A 19824-nucleotide genomic window follows, 5' to 3' on the forward strand; every position below is an offset into this window, starting at 1 on the left:
TTTATTTTTTTTTTGCATAAACACTTATTAAACTAGAAGCACATCCAAGTGATAACCAATAGATTAATCCAGAAACAGAACCTGCTGCAAACAAGTATCCTTCGGATACAAAACTAACAATAAAAAATATATTAAAACTCAGTACATTAATTATCAAAATATCATTTGTTTTAATTAATTTATATAGCTTAGTATATATGTTAGATAGTAAAAGTATGAAGGATAACAATCCTAAAAGACCTGTCATAGACAAGACAGCTAACCAAGAAGTCCCAGGTTCAATACTACCATCCTCATGCACTCCCAAGTCACTTATTGTTAAATCAACAGAAGCAAAACCTACTCCTATCAATGGGCTTTTATACCATTCTTTAATCCTATTTGTCCAATAGCCTTCTCTGGAATTATTAAAGGATTTATTACTAAGACTTTCAAATATACCTGAACCTTGGTTTACATTCTCCATATTAACGGCCTGAAAAATTATAAATCCACAAAATAATAAAATTAAGTATAATAAATTTTTCATCTTATATTTGATATAAAATGACACCAATGCCACCAGAACAAAAGCTAAAAGAGCAGTTCTAGAAGCTGCCAGAACACAAACCACAAGAGAAATCAATAAAAGTCCTAAACGTTTTTTACTTTTACCTTCAAACAAATTCTTATTTAAAAAGAAAGCACTACTCAGTCCAGAAATGGGACCAAGTAACATTGAGTGATACGTTACCCCTGTAAAATCTCCTCTTCCCAAATTAGGTAATCCAAAAACATACCATAAAAATGAAAGTATAGTTAAAAAAGGTAATAATTTCAACAAAAAACTAAAGGCCTTAATTCTAAATTTAATAAAAGGAGTAGTTGTAATTAAAGGGCCAAAAACAAATAAAATTAAAAGCCATCCTAACCACCTATTATACGAATTAAAAATAGTCGGAATATCATTAAGAAAAATGCTAAGTCCTGTAATTAAAGTAAAAATAAACGCTATTAGATTAATCTTAAAATTAACTGGTTTTGCTATTAAAAGAAAAAACAAAACAAATATAACTGGATAATAAACTTTAGATACTTCCGGACTAATTTTAAGTAGTAGCGTCAAAAAAACAGTAATAAAAACACAAAAAATAATATGTGGTATGTTTACTCTCATTTTAATTTTCTAATAAGTTTGGCAGGAACACCTCCTACCACCGTATAACTTTCAACATCCTTGTTAACAACGCTTCCCGCTGCTATTATTGCTTTTTCACCAATTGTAACACCTCCTAAAATTTTTGCCCCGGCACATATCCACACTCCATCACCTATTATAATGTCTTCAGAATATCCTTTTCCTGCAATTCTATCTCCTAATACATCAATCTCATGCGTACCGCCTATAATTTGTACATTTGATGATATATCACAATTTTTCCCTATGCTAATTTTACAATTCCCGCCCCCAATAAAAGTATTTGCTCCTATAAAAGTATCTTCTCCAATAACCACCTCGACCTCTCCTAATATTTTTACAGAAGAGAATATTCTTGCTTTACTACTAATAGACTTATAACCAATAACTCTATAAATTCTCGCCGTTAGGTACTTAAAGGTATACTCTGGAAATACCTTCAATAATAGTCTTAAAAAATGATTAATTATTTTTATCATAAATAAAATTATTAATTTTTAAATAACTCGGTAGTAAAATGCAAATTCCAAAAGCAATTATATTTCCAATAATAAACCCTAATAGATCATAATAATTAATACCTAAATATTTAAAAATAAAAGATACTATTCCATAACACACAAACATCTTTATCTGAAATTTTAAAATATTTGCGGCATTTAAAAAAGAAGACAGAATATTAGACACCAACAAAAATAAAGTCCATACTCCTAACAAAATATAGTATAGTCTTGAAAACGAATAATTATTACCCAACCAAATACTTAAAATATAATTTCCTAAAAAAGTTAAAATAAGTGTAAAAATGGTTATCAAAATGAAAGACAACTTTGTTCCTTTCTTTAAAATATTTGTAATCCAATTATAATCTTTCTTTTGCAATGCTTCTCCAAAAGCTGACCAAAGAGAACTCGAAAGCATCATTACAAACACTATCATTATCTCATAAGGTCTCATCAAAATATCATAACTTGTAACCAATTCAAGGTTTCCCACTCGAGCTAATAAAAACTTATCTACACTTCTCCCAAATAGATACGTTAAATTCATTAGGAAAAAAAGTGACCCTGTCTTAAATATAATTTGAAAAACCTTTTTATCAAAAAGAGGTTTTTCAAACAGAACTTTAATCAGATTGTTTTTCCTTTGATATGTTATGATATTAAAAATATTAACAATATTAACAGGAAGATAAAAAGCCAAAACATACCATATTAATCCTTTCTTAAAATATATTAGTACTAAGATAAGTACCATTGATAATATCTTTTGAATGGCCTCCCAAAAATGATAAATTGGATTATCCAAAAATGCGTACTGAACTTTTTGAATTATCGCCAATGGAATATTTAAACAAAAAACAGTTATAACTAAAAAAAAGACCAGATTAAGATCTTCTTTTTTTATACTAAAAAAAGTCTCCCAATCGAATACTAATGTAAATATTCCAAATATTAAAATTAAGAGAGTACTTACAATACTTAGAAATAAAAAAGTAGTTTTTATTGATTTTTTTACAAGAGAGACATCTTCTTTATTTTGCAATAAAAAATTCAAAAGACCATTTCCTAAACCTAAATCTGAAAATGCCAAATATCCCGACAAACTAATAAGTATACTCCATATTCCATATTCCTCTTCACCCAGTTCTTTTAACAAAAACGGAGTTGCTATAATTGTAAAAAGTAATCCAACTACTCTTGCTACAAAAGAGGCAGAAAAGGACTTTAAAACAAATTTATTTCTATTACCAAGTCTTTCAAATATTTTCATTTTTTATAACCCCGCAAAAATCTAACACAACCTTATCTTTATCTAATTTCATCTGTTTAAACTCTTCATGAGCTACCAAGAAGGCTATTACATCAGCTTTTTCAATTGCTTCATTATAGTTAGTTAGTTTAAATACATTGTGTTCTTCGATATTAGGTTCAACAATAAAATATTCACCATTACTATCATTTTGTAAAACTTTATTAACAATATACTTAGCAGGAGACTCTCTAAGATCATCTATATTAGGTTTAAACGCTAATCCCATTAAAGCAACCTTTGGCTTTCTTCCATACTCTAATTCGAATTTAAGTTTTGCGTTTTGGATTTTCTCAGCGCACCAAAAGGATTTATAATTATTAACTTCTCTTGCGGTTCCAATAATTTTTGATTCCATTGGATATTCAGAAACAATAAAATATGGGTCAACAGCAATACAATGACCTCCAACACCACAACCTGGCTGTAAAATATTTACACGCGGATGTTTATTTGCTAAATTAATTAACTCCCAAACATTTATTTCTGCTTTATCGCATATCAATGACAATTCATTAGCAAATGCAATTTGAACATCTCTAGAAGAATTTTCAACCAATTTACACATCTCTGCAGTACGTGCATTAGTTCTATGTAATTTACCTTTTACATAGTTTGAATAAAAGCTGATTGCTTTATCTGTTGACTTCTCATCTATCCCCCCAATAACTCTATCATTATGAACCAATTCATACATTACATTTCCAGGCAGCACCCTCTCTGGACAATATGCCAAAAACAATTTATCTCTAAGCTCTGGTCTTTTTTGATAAATAAGATCGCGCATCTTCTCTGTAGTTCCTATTGGAGATGTTGATTCGATAATATATAAATCTCCTTCTTTTAACAAAGGTATAATCCCAAGTGTAGCAGCTTCTACAAAAGAAATATCGGGTTCATTCTTTCCTTTAAAAGGTGTAGGTACTACAATAAGATAGTTATTTGCTGTAACCGCTTTGGTAGATGCCCTTAAATAACCATTTTTAACAGCGGTTTCAACAGCACTATCTAACTCAGGTTCAACGATATGAATTTCTCCTTTATTAATAGTTTCTACTACTTTAGGATTTATATCAACTCCATGAACATTAACTTCATTTTGTGCTATTAAGGCAGCTGTTGGTAAACCAATATACCCTAAACCTATCATTACCACTTCTGGTTGATTCATTTTTATAATTCTTTTATAAATTCTACAATTTTCTCACATGCTGTTCCATCTCCATACGGATTATGTAACTGACTCATAGCAGCATACATAGCACTATCGTTTAATAGTCCCTGAGTTCTACTAACAATTTCCTCTGTATTGGTACCAACAAGAATAACCGTTCCTGCTTCAACAGCTTCAGGTCTTTCAGTAGTATCTCTCATAACCAAGACTGGTTTCCCTAAACTTGGTGCTTCTTCTTGTACCCCTCCACTATCAGTAATTATTAAATATGATTGATTCATTAACCAAACAAAAGATGGGTATGACAAGGGAGATATTAACTTAATGTTTTCAACTTCACTAAGAAGTTCGTACACTGGTTTTTGAACATTTGGGTTCAAGTGTACTGGATAAATTATTTGAACACCAGAATTCTTTTCAGCGATTTCTTTTAATGCAGTACATATATTTACAAATCCTTGCCCATGATTTTCTCTTCTATGACCAGTAACTAAGATCATCTTTTTAGAGTCATCAACTATATTTTTAAGTAATGATATTTCATTATCTAAATACTCGTCAGATGTAACTTTTTCTGAGCTAATATGTAGTGCGTCTATCACTGTATTCCCAGTAATAACAATTGAATCCTTAGAAATATTCTCTCTTAATAAGTTGTTTTTAGAAGTTTCAGTTGGGGAAAAATGATAATCACAAATACTTCCAGCTACGCTTCTATTAATTTCTTCTGGAAACGGAGATCGTTTGTTAAAAGTCCTTAGACCAGCCTCCACATGACAAACCTTAGCTCCTGAATAAAAAGCAGCTATACTAGAAGCCATCGTAGTTGTTGTATCACCATGTATATAAACAAAGTCTGGCTTAAACTCCTCTAATATTGGTTTTAGCCCAGTAATAATATCTGCCGTTAAAGTATATAAATTCTGATTTGGCTTCATTAAATCCATATCATAATCAGGAACTATCTCAAAAAATTCTAATACCTGATCCAACATTTCTCTATGTTGTGCAGTAATACAAACCTTAGTTTCAAAATCTTTAGTATTCTTTAAGAATTCTTTAACCAAAGGAGCCATTTTTATAGCTTCTGGTCTTGTACCAAAAACAATAAGGTTCTTTTTTTTCATTTGATCTATTTTTGTAGATTATTTATCTTTCGAGTTTAAAGTTTCCTTCTCAGCTACTTCCTTTCTTAGCCCACTACTAGAAAAGCGATGTTCTCTTTTATTAAAATATAGCTTGATTCCCTTTTTTTCACAATAATCTCTACCCGTGAACATTTTATTAGCATACTCATCACCAATAATACGAACATCAATTTGAAAAGAACGTAGAATATCTTCTAAATCTTGTTCAGTTGCATAAGGAACAATTTCATCTACATATTTACATCCTTTTAATTGAATGTATCTTTCAACAACAGATTGAACAGGTTTATTTTTCTCCGGTCTATCTATTGTAGGATCAGTCTGCAAGCCACAGATTAAATAATCACATTGTCTTTTCGCTTCTTCTAACATCTTAATATGTCCTGCATGAAGTAAATCAAATGCACTAAAGGTAATTCCCATTTTCATTTTCATTCTCTTTTATCTAATTACAGTTATGTTATAAGACCTTATCTACTATACTCTCGGGCAGAAAACCTTTAACATCATATATTACAGATCCATGCTCCTTTAAAGACTTAAAATCGATTTCATTGAATTTATCATGAGCCACAGCCAAAACTACTGCATCATAATCCCCTTTTGGAAAGTCTCTAACTGATTCAATACCATACTCTTGTTTAACTTCATTTTCATCCGCCCAAGGGTCATAAACAATTGTATTTGTATTATATTCTTTCAAAGATTTTACTACATCAATAACTTTGGTGTTACGTACATCTGGACAGTTCTCTTTAAACGTAATTCCTAAGACCAACACATTAGCTTTTTTAATTTTAATGTCTTTATCGATCATTAATTTAATAACCTGAGACGCAACATATTCCCCCATACTATCATTCATTCTTCGTCCTGCCAAAATAATACCTGGATGATAACCGAACTCTTGTGCTTTTTGTGCAAGATAATAAGGGTCTACACCTATACAATGCCCACCAACTAAACCAGGTTTAAAGGGTAAAAAGTTCCATTTTGTCCCTGCTGCATTTAAAACATCTTGGGTATTAATATCCATTAACCCAAATATTTTAGCCAACTCATTGACAAAAGCAATATTTATATCTCTCTGTGAATTTTCGATGACCTTTGAAGCTTCGGCAACTTTAATTGTAGGAGCTAAATGTGTTCCTGCTGTAATTACCGATTTATATAGTTCATCCACTATTCTCCCTATCTCTGGGGTCGACCCAGAAGTCACCTTTAAAATTTTATCAACTGTATGCTTCTTATCTCCAGGGTTAATACGCTCAGGTGAATACCCTGCATAAAAGTCTTTATTAAACTCCAACCCTGAAACACGTTCTAAAACTGGAATACATTCTTCTTCCGTAACTCCAGGATACACTGTAGATTCATATATAACTACATCTCCTTTTCCTAGAACTTTTCCAACAGTCTCACTAGCCTTTATTAATGGAGTTAAAACAGGTCTATTATTTTTATCTACCGGAGTTGGAACTGTTACTATATAAACATCACACTCCTTTATATCGTTACTATCAAAAGAGCAATACAGTCCTTTTTCATTAGATTCTTTACCTACTAATACCGTGCGTAAAACATCATCCTCTACTTCCAAAGTAGAATCAACTCCAGACATCAATTCATTTACTCTATCTTCATTTATATCAAAACCAACTACTGAATATTTTGTTGCAAACAGCCTAGCAAGAGGCAATCCTACATACCCCAAACCAATAACGGCAATTTTTTTTTCTTCCATTTTTTCTGTTAAAAACTAATGCGCAAAACTACAAAAAATAGTATTACCAAAACGTTATATATAAAAAAAGTCTTCACCGATACGATGAAGACTTTCTGTGGGCGCGAAGGGATTCGAACCCCTGACCCCTTGGGTGTAAACCAAGTGCTCTGAACCAACTGAGCTACGCGCCCGTTTGCAATTTAACATCTTAAGAGTTGTGGGCGCGAAGGGATTCGAACCCCTGACCCCTTGGGTGTAAACCAAGTGCTCTGAACCAACTGAGCTACGCGCCCTTAATTGTCAATTGCGGGTGCAAATATATAACTCTTTTAGATATCTACAATGACTTTTTTTACTTTTTTTCTATAAAATTTCAGCAACAACAAAAGTGCTCCCTCCTACATAAATCACATCTTCCTCAACACTCCTTTCTAACGATCTGATATATGCCTCTTTAACAGAATTAAAACTTCTTCCGACTAAACCATACTCTTCACATATTTTTTTTAAACTTTCTACCTCCATCCCTCTTGGAATATCAGGTTTGCAAAAATAATAAGTCGCATTCTTGGGAAACAATGGCAAAATTTCACTTATTTTTTTATCAGAAACCATCCCTAACACTATATGTAAATCTTGATATCTTTCTTTTTTTAGTTGTTCAAGTGTATACCTTAATCCTTCTTTATTATGTGCTGTATCACAAACAACTTTTGGATTCTCTTGCAAAACCTGCCAACGTCCTTTTAAGTTGGTATTACTCACTACATTCAACAAACCTTTCCTAACATCTTCCTTAGATACCGAGAATCCTTTTAATTGACGTATAGCCTCAACAGCAGTTTTCACATTATTCTTTTGATACACTCCTAACAAATCTGTTTCAAACTTAGCCGTATTATCTGAAGCAAACATTATTTCCGAATCACATTCCTGAGCTTTCTTTACAAATACTTGCTCAACTTCTTCCTGTCTTTCACCTATCACAACAGGAACACCTTTTTTAATTATTCCTGCTTTTTCAAAAGCAATTTCGGGTAATGTTTCTCCTAAAAATTGTGTATGATCTAACCCTATATTTGTAATCACCGACACTTCTGGAGTAATAATATTTGTAGAATCCAATCTTCCTCCAAGTCCAACTTCTATTATAGCAACATCAACTTCTTCTTTTGCAAAGTAGTTAAAAGCCATTCCGACGGTCATTTCAAAAAATGAAAGCTTTTGCTTTTCTAAAAATGCTCTATTCTCTATTATAAACTCTACAACCTCATTCTTATCAATTTCTTTCCCATTAATTCGAATTCTTTCTGTAAAGTTTTTTAAGTGTGGCGAAGTATATAGTCCAACTTTGTAACCTGCTTCTTGTAAAACCGAAGCTATCATATGACTTGTTGACCCCTTACCATTTGTTCCCCCTATATGAATAGTCTTAAACTTATTCTCTGGACGATCTAAATGTTCAGATAACATCAATATATTAGTCAAATCTTTTTTAAAAGCAGATTTTCCTTGACGTTGATACATAGGTAACTGCGCGAACATCCATTTAACTACCTCTTCGTAAGTCATTGTAAAAGTATATTACTTTCCTATTTGGAAATATTCAAATCCTATTTCTTCAATATTAAAAGCATAATATTGATTTCTTCCATCAAATATAACAGGATCTATTAATTGCTTTTTTATTTCTTCAAAGTCTGGAGACCTAAACTCTTTCCACTCTGTCATTAAAAGCAATGCATTTGAATCCGGTAACACCTCATACTTAGATTTGCAATACTCAACCCCGTCAACATTTTTTAAATAAAACTCTTTAGCACCTATCATTGCTTTAGGGTCGTAAGCCTTAATCTTCGCTTTTCGTTTTACAAGTTCTTTTATTACATGCACAGATGGAGCTTCTCTCATATCATCCGTTCCTGGTTTAAACGACAATCCCCACACAGCAAAAGTCAACCCTTCTAAATCTTCTCCAAACCTTTTAACTATCTTATCTACAAGAACTGTTTTTTGTCTATTATTTATATTCTCAACAGCATTAATCAACTGTGCTTCATATCCGTAATCTTCTGCAACTTTTTTCAATGCTTTTATATCCTTAGGAAAACATGCTCCTCCATAACCAATACCCGGATAAATAAAACTATACCCAATTCTTGAATCAGAACCAATACCTAATCTAACTTGATTAACATCTGCTCCAACTCTCTCACAAATATTAGCCATTTCATTCATAAAAGATATTTTTGTTGCGAGCATTGCATTGGCAGCATACTTCGTCATTTCAGCTGATTTAATATCCATGGTTAAAAAACGGTCGTGCGTTCTAAAAAATGGACTATATAATTGCTTCATTTTTTTTATTACAGATTCACTATCAGAACCTATAACAACTCTATCAGGCTTCATAAAATCATTAATAGCAGCTCCTTCTTTTAAAAATTCAGGATTTGAAACCACATCAAAATCAATAGATAAATTTCTATTTTTAAATTCTTCTTGAATTACTTCTCTTACTTTATCTGCAGTTCCAACAGGCACCGTTGATTTATTAACTACTAAAATGGAATGCTCTAAATTCTTACCAAGTTCTTTTGCCACCGCTAAAACGTGTTGTAAATCTGCAGATCCATCTTCATTCATAGGAGTCCCAACTGCAATAAAAACAATTTCTGTACTTTTTACAGCCTCAAGTAAACTTGTTGTAAAAAATATGTTTTTATTTTCTACATTTTTAAGTATTAGACTCTCCAACCCAGGTTCATGAATAGGTATTATTCCATTTTGAAGATTTTCTACTCTTTTCTTATCAATATCAACACAAGTTACCTCGTTACCCATTTCCGCAAAACAAGCACCAGTAACCAATCCTACATAACCGGATCCTATTACAGTAATCTTCATTCTTTATTTTTTCGACAAATTTAGTATTTAATTATTTTGAAAGAGAAAACCTGTAGATAATTGTTCCTCTTTGTTTGGTTGGCGCATTGCCATCTGCATTCCACTTTGTTCTCAAAGCTGCCTGCTTAGCAGGTTCTAATAAACAAGGAGCAGTATTTGTAGATCCTTTTACCCCAGGAGTTGCTTTAATCACTTTTCCATTTTGATCTACTTCTATACTAACTACTACAGTACCTTCTTCTTGGCAATCTGGTTTTTTTATAGGTTTAGACAATGCTTTTCTTCCTGCTAAATTATAATTTCCTCCAGACCCACTACCAGAATTCCCGTAGTACTTATTAGAATTAGGGTCACCATTTTCATTACCTTTTACACCTGACTCATTATCATCTCCTTCTCCAGTATTTGCACCATCTTTAGAAGTACCATTTAACAAGCTATTTAAAGCGTCGGTGGTTTCTTTTGAAGGTTTTGGCTTCGGCTTTTCTTTTGGTTTTTCCTTTTTTGGTGTTTCTTTAACTTCTTTTTTTTTCTCTTTTGGTTTTTCTACAACTGGAACCTCTTCAGAAGTTTCATTTGTAATAACTTCTTCCTGAATAGTCTCTTCTGGAACATCTTCTACCTTTTCCTCAACTTCTTCAACAACCTCCTCTTGTTTTGGTACAGCTTGCGCTTTCGTTTTTTCTACTGGCTCTCCACTACCTACTTCTGAATTTCCTAAGTTAATTGCGAGTCCATATTCTATAGGAGGATCAAGATACTTCATTCCGTAATTAAATATCCCGAACAACAATAATATCAGAATAATAGCAGTAATGACTGCTGATTTACGTTTATGTTCAGTATCTAAAACTCTCATTTTATTTTCCTTTTACAGCTAAAATCATCTTCAACTTATTCTTATTAGCTATATCTATAACTCTCATTACATTCTTATAAGGCACATTTTGATCTCCTCTAATAACCACCGTTTTTTTCTTATCCGCCCCAACTCTTGACAACAATTCTCTTTCTAAGTTTCCTGAACTTATTTTTGTTTTATCAATATAAAACGAAGAGCTTTCAGTAATGGTTACCGCTACAGAAGTTTGATTCTCGGTTTTCCCTCCTGCTTTAGGAAGTAAAACATCAATTGCACTTACCGTTACTAAGGTAGATGTTAGCATAAAAAATATCAATAACAAAAAAACAATATCTGTCATAGATGACATATTGAAATTTGGATCGACCTTATTTCTTCCTCTTAAATTCATTATACTGGTTCATTTAATAAATCTAAAAACTCTACAGATTTTGCTTCCATTTGATACACCACCTTATCAGTTCTAACTACTAAATGGTTATATGTTATGTAAGCTATAATCCCCACGATTAAACCTGCAACTGTTGTTGTCATTGCCGTATACAATCCATCAGAAAGCATTTTAATATCAATTTGCCCTCCTGAGTTTGCTATTTCATGAATTGCAACAATCATTCCAATTACCGTACCCAAGAAACCAATCATTGGTGCTGCTCCTGCTATTGTTGCAAGTACAGATACATTTCTTTCTAATTGATAAACTTCTAATTTTCCAGCATTTTCTATAGCCGTATTAATATCGTCTAAAGGTTTTCCAATTCGAGAAATCCCTTTTCCAATTAATCTAGCTGTTGGAGTATGTGTATTATCACATAATGCCTTCGCGCTTTCTATCTTTCCATTTGTTACATGGTCTCTAATCTGATTCATAAAATTCTTATCAACTTTAGATGCAGCTTTTATCGCAAAAAAACGTTCAAAATAAATATACAATGCCACAGCTAAAAGCACAAATAACAAAGCTATAATGATTTGACCCCCTACGCCTCCATCCATAATTAATTTATAAATGGACAATGTCTTTTCTTCTGATACTTCGTCTGCCAATTGTTGAGCTTCTTGAAATAATAACATAAAATAACTATGAATTAGAGTTAATGTTTTAATTACCTAACGGTTTGTTTTCTCTTAAATTGTTTTACAATACAAGTATAAAAAAGTCTTCCCCAATAATCACTATTGAGGAAGACTTTTTCTAATATATTTTTAATTACTTTTTAAAGTAGTGTTCTCATTACCATAAATGCTAACGACCCTACGACAAAACCAATTAATGCTAACCATGATATTTTCTTTAAATACCAGAAGAAATCAATCTTCTCCATTCCCATTGCTACAACTCCTGCAGCAGAACCAATAATTAACATTGATCCTCCTGTTCCTGCTGCAAATGCAATAAAGTGCCATAACTCATTATCTAATGGCTCCGAGAACATTCCTAAAGATGCAGCAACTAACGGTACATTATCAATTACCGCTGAACCTACTCCTAATAACATTACCACTAAATCAGAAACCTTAGTTCCTTCTAACTCAGTCCCCATTAATGGAATTGAATTCTTTAATGAATCAGCGAAATTAAATAGAATACCTAAAGATTCTAATGCAGCCACCGCCATTAAAATCCCTAAGAAGAATAAAATACTAGGCATTTCAATCTTAGATAAGGAATGGTGAACTGGACTATGATGTGCATGTGCATCTGATTCTTCACTATCAAAATCTGTTAAAGAGAATTTTGTCCTAGAATATATTTCTGCAAATGTAGCAACAACACCTAATGACAACATCATACCTACGTATGGTGGTAAATGTGTAACCGTTTTAAAAATTGGTACAAATACTATTGCTCCTAAACCTAAGTATAACATAGTTGCGCTATACTTATTTGGTTTACTATTTTCTTCTCTTTCTTCAACCTCAATATCTCCTTTGAAAGCAGGTAAAAAAGTTGCAATAAAAGAAGGAACAGCCATACATAATACCGATGGGATAAACAGGTATAAAAACAACATTGGTGTTGTAACCTTCTTACCAATCCATAACATAGTTGTAGTAACATCTCCAATTGGAGACCAAGCCCCTCCAGCATTCGCAGCGATGATAATTAATCCTGCAAACCAAATACGATCTTCTCTCCTCTTTACTATTTTTTGAAGAATCGAAATCAATACGATAGTTGCTGTTAAGTTGTCAATTATAGCAGATAAAATAAAAGCTAAAATCGAAAATAACCATAAGATTTTTTTCTTACTCTTAGTCTTCACATATCCTTTAATGGTAGAAAACCCATCAAAATAATCTATAATTTCTACAATGGTCATTGCACCTAAAAGGAATACTAAAATTTCTGCTGTTTTACCTAAATGGTGCAACAACGTTTCTTCCATTAAATGCATTTTGTCTTCATGAGCCAATGCTGGAAAACCTTCTACTAAAGCATGTTTTCCTGAGTCAAACCAATTTGAAAAACCATCTACTCCTAATGCTACCATTGCCCAACACAATGCCATCATTACTAATGCAGGTATTAATTTATCTATTTTTAAATTGTGTTCTAAGGTAATCCCCAGATACCCTAAAACGAAAATTAAAATAATCGCTAATTCCATATATTTATATTAATTCTTTTAATGCTATTTCAAAAGCAGTTTCACTTATTCTAGTCTTAGATGCACTCTTTGCAAAAGTTCTTTGCAACGCTTTTCTTATAATATTTGAAGTATCTTCAAAGATAGCCTCATCCGTCATTTCTACACGGCGTTCCATAAAGTACGCAAATACTCTAGCCATACCACAGTTAGAGATAAAATCAGGAATTAAACTCACTTTTTTATCGGTATCTTCCATGATAGGACCAAAGAAAATTTCTTTATCAGCAAAAGGCACATTTGCTCCACAAGAAATTACTTCTAACCCTGAGTTAATCATTTGATTAATTTGTTCTTGAGTTACTAACCTTGACGCCGCACAAGGAGCAAAAACTTCGCAAGGCAACTTCCAAATTCGTTCATTCATTTCTTCAAATGGAACCATATATTCAGAAACTAAGGTATTTCCGTCTTTGTTTAAGAACATTTCTTTAATTTCCTCAAAAGAAAATCCTTCCTCTTTAATAACACCACCTACGCGGTCAATAATTCCAACTACTTTCGCTCCCATTTGAGCTAAGTAATATGCTGCAGCAGATCCTACATTTCCAAAACCTTGAACTACCGCTCTCTTTCCTACAACACTACCTCCATAGATATCATAATAATGACGAACAGCTTCTGCCACACCATAACCAGTAATCATATCTGCCACAGTATATTTTCTTAATATACTAGGCGACAAGTTTTCATCTTCTAAAACTTTAATTACTCCATGACGTAACTGACCAATGCGGTTAATCTTATCTGCTTCCGTTGGTTTAAAATGCCCATTAAAAACTCCTTCCTGTGGATGCCAAACACCACTATCTTCAGTAATTGGAATTACTTCATGAATTTCATCAACATTTAAATCTCCTCCAGTACCATAATAATTCTTTAATAATGGAGCAACTGCTTTATACCAACGCTCTAATACTCCTTTTTTTCTAGGATCTCTTGGGTCAAAATTAATTCCAGACTTAGCTCCTCCAATTGCAGGACCAGAAACTGTAAATTTAACCTCCATAGTTTTTGCTAAGGACATAACTTCATATTTATCTAATCCTTTGCGCATTCTCGTACCACCACCAGCAGCTCCTCCTCTTAAGGAGTTTATAACGGTCCATCCTTCTGCCTCTGTTTCAGGATCTTTCCAATTAAACACTATTTCTGGTTGCTTTTCTTCGTATTGTTTTAATAATTCTTTCATTGTTAATTTAAATGGGTAATTCAACTTTAATTAATTTCTTTTTCATTTTCTAATCTTCAGATTTTAATATTCTTCCCAAAGGGAAGCTAAAGTTGACTCATTTTGCGTAGATTTTAGTTGTTTTGTAATCCGAACAAATTTACCATAAAAAAATCAGTACTCAAATAGTTTAATTTTATTTCTCTGGAATAAAAATTACACCCGATGAATGATCTTCTTTCGCCCCTGTTACAGACTTTAGGCAATTTACTTCATTCTTTAATTTTAGCACCCCTAAAAATGCAAAAATTAACGCTTCTTTGTAGTTTATAAGCATATTAGTAGGAGTAACTACTCTTTTTTCTGATAATATTTCTATCCTTTTTAATAAAAACTTGTTAAAAGCTCCACCACCAGTAACCAAAATTAACGAATCAACCAATAGTATATTATGTATCTGAATAGCTATATGCTCTACAAATGTTCTTAAAATTATTGGCACATCAGATTCCATCTCATCAATTAAAGGAAATATTGACGACTGAACCCATTCTAATCCTAAAGATTTTGGATATTTCTTTTCATAAAAATCTAAACCATTCAAACGTTCTAGTAGCTCATAATTTATATTTCCTTTAGCGGCTATCTTTCCTTCATCATCATACTCTAAGTTTAATTTTCTACAATAATGGTTCATTACAATGTTCACAGGACATACGTCAAAAGCAACCCTTTGATTATTCTCCTCAAAAGAAATATTTGCAAAACCTCCCAAGTTTATACAATAACCGTAATTTGAAAATAATAATTGATCTCCAATAGGAACTAAAGGAGCTCCCTGACCTCCAAATTTGACATCCTGCGTTCTAAAATCACAAACCACCCTTTGCTTAGTTATATTGGCAATCTTTTGTCCGCTTCCAATTTGTAGTGTAATTCCTTTATCTGGCTGATGAAAAACAGTATGACCATGAGAAGCGATAAAATCAATTCTTTCAATTGAAAAGTTTTCAATAAAACTTAAAATCTCTTCTCCTAGTAATTTTCCATATTCAATATCTAAAATACTCAATTCTTCTTTAGAAAAATTAATAGCATTTCTTAAATCTGTCTTCCATTTATTACTATAAGGAATCGTTATAGCTTCAATAATAGCAAAGTCTACATAATTATTAGAGTTAATTCGAACATAGGCAACATCTAATCCATCTAATGAAGTTCCAGACATAACTCCCAAACAAAAAATATCTTTATTTTGCATCTGGTAAAAATAACAAGTCTATTGAAAAATTCATATTAAAAAAGTATCTTTGAGCTCATTTTTTACGAATTTAACAAAAACACATATAATGGATTTTAATCTTACAGAAGAGCACCTAATGATTCGTGATGCTGCTCGTGATTTTGCACAAACCGAATTATTGCCTGGAGTTATAGAAAGAGACGAGAAACAAGAGTTCCCTCAGGAACTAGTTCGCAAAATGGGTGAATTAGGATTTATGGGAATAATGGTAGATCCAAAATATGGAGGAAGTGGAATGGACTCTGTTTCTTATGTGTTGATCATGGAAGAGCTTTCTAAGATTGATGCTTCAGCTTCAGTAATGGTTTCTGTAAACAACTCATTAGTATGTTATGGTCTAGAAGCATATGGAACTGAAGAGCAAAAGCAAAAGTATTTAACAAAATTAGCTACTGGTGAAGTAATTGGAGCTTTTTGTTTAAGTGAGCCAGAAGCTGGATCAGATGCTACTTCACAAGCTACTACTGCAATAGACAAAGGAGATCACTATTTATTAAACGGAACTAAAAACTGGATTACTAATGGTGGACGTTCTGATGTTTACTTAGTAATTGCACAAACCGACAGAGAAAAAGGACATAAAGGAATTAATGCTTTTATCGTTGAAAAAGGTATGGAAGGATTCCACATTGGACCAAAAGAAGATAAATTAGGTATTCGTGGTTCTGACACTCATACATTACAATTCAATGATGTAAAAGTTCCAAAAGAAAACAGAATTGGAGAAGACGGATTCGGATTCAAGTTTGCCATGAAAACTTTATCAGGAGGTCGTATTGGTATTGCTGCACAAGCTTTAGGAATTGCTTCTGGAGCTTACGAATTAGCTTTAAAATATTCTAAAGAACGTAAAGCTTTCGGAACAGAGATTTGTAATCATCAAGCAATTGCATTCAAACTTGCTGATATGTATACAGAAATTACTGCTGCTCGTCATTTAGTAATGGCTGCTGCATGTAAGAAAGATGCCGGTGAGAATTATGATCGCGAAGGAGCAATGGCAAAGTTATATGCTTCTAAAGTTGCAATGGAACATACTGTTGAAGCTGTACAAATTCACGGAGGTAATGGATTTGTAAAAGAATATCATGTTGAACGTTTAATGCGTGATGCAAAAATTACTCAGATTTATGAAGGAACTTCTGAAATTCAAAAAATAGTAATTTCAAGAAGTTTAATTCGAGAATAAACAACTATTTTCATAGAATTATATAAGGTTCACTTAAAAAGTGAACCTTTTTCTTTTGGGCGTATCCACTTTGTGGTCGGGCTATACGCGTTACATGGTAACTAGCTTCTATCCCTTACGCAAATCGTTTTCAAAATTAATCTTATGTAAATGTAATCCAGATGCAGGTGCGACAACCTTATCCATTTCAATAGTATTTCCTTTTTCTAAACTCTTTTGTATAAATTCTAAATCATAAACTCCACTTCCTACTCTTTCCAAGGCTCCCATAATTAAACGAATTTGATTCCTCATAAAACCACTACCCTTTACAACCAACACATAGCTTACTTTAGGGAAAAAAGAAGCCGTAAGCTCAGTATTTTTAATTATTTCACATGAATTAATTGTTCGAATAACTTTAGTTGCTTCATTGGGTCTTTTACAATAGTTTGTAAAATCATGTTCTCCCTCAAAAAGCTTCGCTGCTAATTGCATTTTTTCTATATCCAAGTTATTTAAATAACCCACCAAAAAAGGAGCACTATAAGGATGATTTTTTTCTCCATGAGAGAAATAATAACGATATTCTTTCTCTTTAGGGTGTTGAATAATATTAAAATTAGCATCTTCTACTTTTTCTATAGATACTGCTTTAACATCTGCAGGAGAATTTAAATTAAACAACTCAATAAAATCATTTAAATCAAGTGTATCATCTAAAAATAACTGAAAGGCAAAATCAGTAGAAGACACTTTTGCATCTGTTCTACCTACACCAATGGTTTTAAAACGAATACCTTTATATATAAACTTAATCGTTTTATCTACAAACAAATGAATCGTTTTTAAGTTAGGTTGTTTTTGCCAACCATGAACTCTAAATCCTAAATACTGTAATCTAATTAAATAAGAATGCCTATAATTCATGCTCCAAATCTACAACCATTTTCAATTTTATCCTTATTTTGAATCACTTTAAATAAATTATTGATAATTCAATAAAAACAAACTTTCAATAAAAATAAATCAATGAAATTGTAATTTTCATTAAAATTACACATCTAAAAAACAATTTTTTATTAAAAAATTGCATTTTTATCAAATCCTCGTTTTTTACAGTTTTATTTGAATACTTCTCATTTTACATATAGTTAAGTTTCCTCATTTTATCATATTAAAATTTTTACCCCCATTTTTTTATCACCCTAACCCCTCACGAAAACGTTTTCAGCCACTAACAAGCTACATATCATTTGTTTATATCTTCAGAAATCCCAAAATTAGTACCTCATTTAATCAAGAAATTCAAATAATAACAGTCCCAAAACAACAAAAAAAGGTTATCGACTATTTACTCTTTTGAACAAAAAACACCTATTATGAGTTTAATTCTTCCTCTAATTCAAGACAATACTGCAGACTTAGTAACTGAAGTCGCTAAAATCAAAAAAGACATGGGAATGCTATGGATGCTTCTTTCAGCAATTTTAGTATTCTTCATGCAAGCTGGATTTACCTTAGTTGAATCTGGAATGACGCGTTCTAAAAACGCAGTAAACATTGCTATGAAAAATTTACTCGACATCTGTGTAGGTTCTTTAACCTATTGGATGATCGGATATTCATTAATGTATGGAAGTACCTCTAATGGATGGTTCTTCTGGAGTGGTTTATTTCAAGGAAAAGGAGCTGATCTTCTTTTTCAAACCATGTTTGCTGCAACTGCTGCTACAATTGTATCTGGAGCTATTGCAGGTAGAACCAAATACTCTACCTATGTTATATTTTCAGTTATTATGACCTCTTTAATTTACCCAATAGCGGGTGGTTGGCAATGGCAAGGTGAAGGTTGGTTAACAAAAATGGGATTCATTGATTTTGCAGGCTCTTCAATTGTACATTCTGTTGGTGGATGGGCCGCTCTTGTTGCTGCTATTTTAGTAGGTCCTAGAATTGGAAAATTTGTAGATGATAAAGTAATTCCCATTCCTGGACACAATCAAATATTGGCCACTTTAGGTGTTTTCATTTTATGGTTAGGATGGTTCGGATTTAATGGAGGTTCCCAATTAGCTTGGGGAGGCGACGATGCTATTGCAGCATCAAACATTGTGCTACTTACTAATATTTCTGCAGCAGCAGGAGGTTTAGGAGCACTTATCACTACATGGATTTGGTATGGTAAACCTCATTTAGCACAAACCTTAAATGGAGCTTTGGCTGGTTTGGTAAGCATTACAGCAGGTTGTGGAAATATGACTGATATTGGCGCAGCTTTAGCCGGATTAATCGGAGGTATTTTAGTCGTATTCTCCATTGAATTTATTGAAAAGAAATTAAAAATAGACGATGCCATTGGCGCCGCATCTGTTCATGGAGTTGTAGGTGTATGGGGAACCTTAGTTATTGGACTTTGGGGAGTTACAGGTGATAAAGGAATTGGACTTTTCAACGGTGGAGGATTCTCTCAATTAGGAGTTCAAGCTTTAGGAGCTTTTGCTTATGCCTTATGGGCAATTGTGCTAGCATTTGCAGTTCTATTCACACTAAAGAAAACAATTGGACTAAGAGTTTCTAGAGAAATTGAAGAAAAAGGATTGGATTTAGCTGAACATGGTACCATTGCATACCCTGGAAAAAGAGATAGAGGTGAATAGTTTTTTCAACTATCTGCTTTAATCATACTGAGCTAACTGAAATTGTTAGTTCTATTAAACTTTAA

The 19824-nt window shown here is 32.4% G+C and carries 18 protein-coding genes and 2 tRNA genes; 2 read left to right on the forward strand and 18 right to left on the reverse strand.

What is annotated here, in order from left to right; translation table 11 throughout:
• Position 1: 1 nt before the first annotated feature.
• From Q0873_RS12590 to Q0873_RS12670, 17 genes are all read right to left on the reverse strand, one after another.
• Complete coding sequence (locus tag Q0873_RS12590; RefSeq protein ID WP_299107791.1) at positions 2 to 1156, reverse strand: O-antigen ligase family protein; 1155 nt, start codon at positions 1154 to 1156, stop codon at positions 2 to 4.
• A complete protein-coding gene (locus Q0873_RS12595; protein ID WP_299107792.1) occupies positions 1153 to 1656 on the reverse strand; it encodes an acyltransferase in 504 nt (167 codons plus the stop codon). The genes Q0873_RS12590 and Q0873_RS12595 overlap by 4 nt, the downstream gene beginning before the upstream one ends.
• Positions 1640 to 2950 carry an MATE family efflux transporter gene (locus Q0873_RS12600; RefSeq protein WP_299107794.1) on the reverse strand — a complete coding sequence of 437 codons (1311 nt, stop codon included), beginning with the start codon at positions 2948 to 2950 and terminating at the stop codon, positions 1640 to 1642. Before Q0873_RS12600 ends, Q0873_RS12595 begins: the two co-directional genes overlap by 17 nt.
• Positions 2937 to 4160 carry a UDP-N-acetyl-D-mannosamine dehydrogenase gene (gene wecC, locus Q0873_RS12605; protein WP_299107796.1) on the reverse strand — a complete coding sequence of 408 codons (1224 nt, stop codon included), beginning with the start codon at positions 4158 to 4160 and terminating at the stop codon, positions 2937 to 2939. The genes Q0873_RS12600 and wecC overlap by 14 nt, the downstream gene beginning before the upstream one ends.
• A gap of 2 nt (positions 4161 to 4162) precedes the next feature.
• On the reverse strand, positions 4163 to 5290 hold the full coding sequence (gene wecB, locus Q0873_RS12610; protein WP_299107798.1) for a UDP-N-acetylglucosamine 2-epimerase (non-hydrolyzing): 1128 nt from the start codon (positions 5288 to 5290) through the stop codon (positions 4163 to 4165).
• A gap of 18 nt (positions 5291 to 5308) precedes the next feature.
• Entirely contained in the window at positions 5309 to 5740 is a 432-nt protein-coding gene (locus tag Q0873_RS12615) for an adenylyltransferase/cytidyltransferase family protein (RefSeq protein WP_299107800.1), read from the reverse strand.
• 31 nt (positions 5741 to 5771) lie between these two features.
• Positions 5772 to 7055, reverse strand: coding sequence for a nucleotide sugar dehydrogenase (locus tag Q0873_RS12620; protein WP_299107802.1), 1284 nt, complete (start codon positions 7053 to 7055; stop codon positions 5772 to 5774).
• A 98-nt stretch (positions 7056 to 7153) separates the two neighbouring features.
• Positions 7154 to 7228, reverse strand: a tRNA-Val gene (locus Q0873_RS12625).
• Positions 7229 to 7255: 27 nt separating this feature from the next.
• Positions 7256 to 7330 (reverse strand) — tRNA-Val (locus tag Q0873_RS12630).
• Positions 7331 to 7400: 70 nt separating this feature from the next.
• Positions 7401 to 8609, reverse strand: coding sequence for a folylpolyglutamate synthase/dihydrofolate synthase family protein (locus Q0873_RS12635; protein ID WP_299107804.1), 1209 nt, complete (start codon positions 8607 to 8609; stop codon positions 7401 to 7403).
• A 12-nt stretch (positions 8610 to 8621) separates the two neighbouring features.
• A complete protein-coding gene (locus Q0873_RS12640) occupies positions 8622 to 9944 on the reverse strand; it encodes a UDP-glucose/GDP-mannose dehydrogenase family protein (RefSeq protein WP_299107806.1) in 1323 nt (440 codons plus the stop codon).
• 31 nt (positions 9945 to 9975) lie between these two features.
• Entirely contained in the window at positions 9976 to 10803 is an 828-nt protein-coding gene (locus Q0873_RS12645) for an energy transducer TonB (protein ID WP_299107808.1), read from the reverse strand.
• Between the two features lies 1 nt (position 10804).
• Positions 10805 to 11197 carry a biopolymer transporter ExbD gene (locus Q0873_RS12650; RefSeq protein ID WP_299107810.1) on the reverse strand — a complete coding sequence of 131 codons (393 nt, stop codon included), beginning with the start codon at positions 11195 to 11197 and terminating at the stop codon, positions 10805 to 10807.
• On the reverse strand, positions 11197 to 11880 hold the full coding sequence (locus tag Q0873_RS12655) for a MotA/TolQ/ExbB proton channel family protein (protein WP_299107812.1): 684 nt from the start codon (positions 11878 to 11880) through the stop codon (positions 11197 to 11199). Before Q0873_RS12655 ends, Q0873_RS12650 begins: the two co-directional genes overlap by 1 nt.
• Before the next feature lie 143 nt (positions 11881 to 12023).
• Positions 12024 to 13418 (reverse strand): sodium:proton antiporter NhaD, encoded by a 1395-nt coding sequence (gene nhaD, locus Q0873_RS12660; protein ID WP_299107814.1) that lies wholly within the window; start codon positions 13416 to 13418, stop codon positions 12024 to 12026.
• A 4-nt stretch (positions 13419 to 13422) separates the two neighbouring features.
• On the reverse strand, positions 13423 to 14649 hold the full coding sequence (locus tag Q0873_RS12665) for a Glu/Leu/Phe/Val dehydrogenase dimerization domain-containing protein (RefSeq protein ID WP_299107816.1): 1227 nt from the start codon (positions 14647 to 14649) through the stop codon (positions 13423 to 13425).
• 175 nt (positions 14650 to 14824) lie between these two features.
• Positions 14825 to 15889: an anhydro-N-acetylmuramic acid kinase gene (locus Q0873_RS12670; protein WP_299107818.1), complete on the reverse strand. Its 1065-nt coding sequence runs from the start codon at positions 15887 to 15889 to the stop codon at positions 14825 to 14827.
• Positions 15890 to 15977: 88 nt separating this feature from the next.
• On the opposite strand from Q0873_RS12670, the gene Q0873_RS12675 reads away from it, so the two are divergent.
• Positions 15978 to 17120 carry an acyl-CoA dehydrogenase gene (locus Q0873_RS12675; protein WP_299107820.1) on the forward strand — a complete coding sequence of 381 codons (1143 nt, stop codon included), beginning with the start codon at positions 15978 to 15980 and terminating at the stop codon, positions 17118 to 17120.
• A 108-nt stretch (positions 17121 to 17228) separates the two neighbouring features.
• Here Q0873_RS12675 and Q0873_RS12680 read toward each other — a convergent pair whose 3' ends face one another.
• On the reverse strand, positions 17229 to 18029 hold the full coding sequence (locus Q0873_RS12680; RefSeq protein ID WP_299107822.1) for a tRNA pseudouridine(38-40) synthase TruA: 801 nt from the start codon (positions 18027 to 18029) through the stop codon (positions 17229 to 17231).
• 452 nt (positions 18030 to 18481) lie between these two features.
• On the opposite strand from Q0873_RS12680, the gene Q0873_RS12685 reads away from it, so the two are divergent.
• Positions 18482 to 19759 (forward strand): ammonium transporter, encoded by a 1278-nt coding sequence (locus Q0873_RS12685; protein ID WP_299107824.1) that lies wholly within the window; start codon positions 18482 to 18484, stop codon positions 19757 to 19759.
• Positions 19760 to 19824: the final 65 nt, after the last annotated feature.

Origin of the sequence: uncultured Tenacibaculum sp. (assembly GCF_947498805.1) — a bacterium.
In the GTDB taxonomy this organism is placed as follows: Bacteria; Bacteroidota; Bacteroidia; order Flavobacteriales; family Flavobacteriaceae; genus Polaribacter.

Excerpts from the sequence above, each read along its gene's own strand:
- Q0873_RS12590 (WP_299107791.1), bottom strand. The coding sequence starts at position 1,156 with ATGAGAGTAAACATACCACATATTATTTTTTGTGTTTTTATTACTGTT.
- Q0873_RS12595 (WP_299107792.1), bottom strand. The coding sequence starts at position 1,656 with ATGATAAAAATAATTAATCATTTTTTAAGACTATTATTGAAGGTATTT.
- Q0873_RS12600 (WP_299107794.1), bottom strand. The coding sequence starts at position 2,950 with ATGAAAATATTTGAAAGACTTGGTAATAGAAATAAATTTGTTTTAAAG.
- wecC (WP_299107796.1), bottom strand. The coding sequence starts at position 4,160 with ATGAATCAACCAGAAGTGGTAATGATAGGTTTAGGGTATATTGGTTTA.
- wecB (WP_299107798.1), bottom strand. The coding sequence starts at position 5,290 with ATGAAAAAAAAGAACCTTATTGTTTTTGGTACAAGACCAGAAGCTATA.
- Q0873_RS12615 (WP_299107800.1), bottom strand. The coding sequence starts at position 5,740 with ATGAAAATGGGAATTACCTTTAGTGCATTTGATTTACTTCATGCAGGA.
- Q0873_RS12620 (WP_299107802.1), bottom strand. The coding sequence starts at position 7,055 with ATGGAAGAAAAAAAAATTGCCGTTATTGGTTTGGGGTATGTAGGATTG.
- Q0873_RS12635 (WP_299107804.1), bottom strand. The coding sequence starts at position 8,609 with ATGACTTACGAAGAGGTAGTTAAATGGATGTTCGCGCAGTTACCTATG.
- Q0873_RS12640 (WP_299107806.1), bottom strand. The coding sequence starts at position 9,944 with ATGAAGATTACTGTAATAGGATCCGGTTATGTAGGATTGGTTACTGGT.
- Q0873_RS12645 (WP_299107808.1), bottom strand. The coding sequence starts at position 10,803 with ATGAGAGTTTTAGATACTGAACATAAACGTAAATCAGCAGTCATTACT.
- Q0873_RS12650 (WP_299107810.1), bottom strand. The coding sequence starts at position 11,197 with ATGAATTTAAGAGGAAGAAATAAGGTCGATCCAAATTTCAATATGTCA.
- Q0873_RS12655 (WP_299107812.1), bottom strand. The coding sequence starts at position 11,880 with ATGTTATTATTTCAAGAAGCTCAACAATTGGCAGACGAAGTATCAGAA.
- nhaD (WP_299107814.1), bottom strand. The coding sequence starts at position 13,418 with ATGGAATTAGCGATTATTTTAATTTTCGTTTTAGGGTATCTGGGGATT.
- Q0873_RS12665 (WP_299107816.1), bottom strand. The coding sequence starts at position 14,649 with ATGAAAGAATTATTAAAACAATACGAAGAAAAGCAACCAGAAATAGTG.
- Q0873_RS12670 (WP_299107818.1), bottom strand. The coding sequence starts at position 15,889 with ATGCAAAATAAAGATATTTTTTGTTTGGGAGTTATGTCTGGAACTTCA.
- Q0873_RS12675 (WP_299107820.1), top strand. The coding sequence starts at position 15,978 with ATGGATTTTAATCTTACAGAAGAGCACCTAATGATTCGTGATGCTGCT.
- Q0873_RS12680 (WP_299107822.1), bottom strand. The coding sequence starts at position 18,029 with ATGAATTATAGGCATTCTTATTTAATTAGATTACAGTATTTAGGATTT.
- Q0873_RS12685 (WP_299107824.1), top strand. The coding sequence starts at position 18,482 with ATGAGTTTAATTCTTCCTCTAATTCAAGACAATACTGCAGACTTAGTA.